At 36.8% G+C, this 386-nt stretch carries 1 protein-coding gene; it reads left to right on the forward strand.

What is annotated here, in order from left to right; translation table 11 throughout:
- Positions 1 to 239, forward strand: a 239-nt coding sequence (locus D7Y04_RS46305) for a hypothetical protein (RefSeq protein ID WP_233601891.1), incomplete at its 5' end; no start/stop codon positions are given.
- Between the last annotated feature and the right edge of the window lie 147 nt (positions 240 to 386).

Below are 386 nucleotides of genomic sequence, written 5' to 3' on the forward strand. Positions count from 1 at the left end.
TGAAAAGAATTCGTCAAGCTATTATAAATATAGTGGATGATAGCGCGCAATTTGATTCGGGTTTGAACGATTCATTCAACCAAGCCTCATCTCCACAGCAATATTCTGCTATTAAAAGACAAACTTCCACCGATTCATCGACAAATTTATCAGGTAATTTGAATTTCATTCTTCATAGTTGCATTATTCTTGTGCAGCTAATCAAAGTAGTAAAGAAGAGTAACTCGAGAAATATTTGAACTACTACAGATTTCTCTCGATTAAGATACTCAATCCTCAATTAACACTCAGTCTCCGCTCAGTCAACCTGCAACACCTAAATCTACAGCAGAAAGTACAACTTTAGCATCAACAAAACCAAACATGACCCCGGAGACTAAGGCATC

Origin of the sequence: Corallococcus sp. AB038B (assembly GCF_003668955.1) — a bacterium.
In the GTDB taxonomy this organism is placed as follows: Bacteria; Myxococcota; Myxococcia; order Myxococcales; family Myxococcaceae; genus Corallococcus; species Corallococcus exiguus.